Below are 734 nucleotides of genomic sequence, written 5' to 3' on the forward strand. Positions count from 1 at the left end.
TCATTGGGCTTTCCGATGCACCGACGTACTTCGCTGATGATCCAGCCGGCGTCTGTGAGTGCGGACCGCAGGGCAGACTCGCGCCAGTACGTCTCGACGTAGCGCCGAGGCGCTGCAGCGCTGCCGTGTGTGGACACATCCTCGCCATCGCCCTCTCTAACCGAGGCGTGCAGTCGGCCACCGGCACGGGTCGCCTCGGCAAGCCGTCCAAGCACCGTGCCGAGATCCTCGCGCGCGACGTGAATCAGGCAGGCACAGGCCCAGATCCCGTCGTACGGCGTGCCGGGACGCTGCGGGTCGGCTAAGTCTTCGGTCAGCGGGTCCAACAGGTCGGCCTCGAAGCCACTCTCGCGAAGCAGTTCAACGAAGCCCTTCGAAATGTCGGTTCGCCGGACGCTAATCCCCCGCTTCTCAAGCTCAAGTGCATCTCGCCCGCCACCGCTTCCGATCTCCAGCACCCTGCCCGAGCCACCCAGCTCGGTCACGAACGCATCGATCTCTGTCGCGACCCATTCGGGCATCGCCGCAGCCTCGGCAGCGTACTCCGCCGCGACCGTATCATAGGACCGCACAGTATCCCGGTCGGTGCTCATCCTAGCGCTCCTCATTCAAGACAAGAGGCCCGATGCGCGAGAGGCCCATCAGCCCGTTGCGCCCTCACACTTTCGGCAGTTGGTGACATCGCGGGCGATTTGCTTCCCAGCTTTAGCAGAAATTCCATCTGAGACACTACC

Annotated in this window: 1 protein-coding gene; it reads right to left on the reverse strand. The window is 64.0% G+C overall.

What is annotated here, in order from left to right:
- A partial coding sequence (locus ACFP9U_RS25255; RefSeq protein WP_378625650.1) for a class I SAM-dependent methyltransferase occupies positions 1-593 on the reverse strand: 593 nt, incomplete at its 3' end.
- Positions 594-734: the final 141 nt, after the last annotated feature.

This window comes from Nitratireductor sp. GCM10026969 (assembly GCF_042660605.1).
Lineage (GTDB): Bacteria > Pseudomonadota > Alphaproteobacteria > Rhizobiales > Rhizobiaceae > Chelativorans.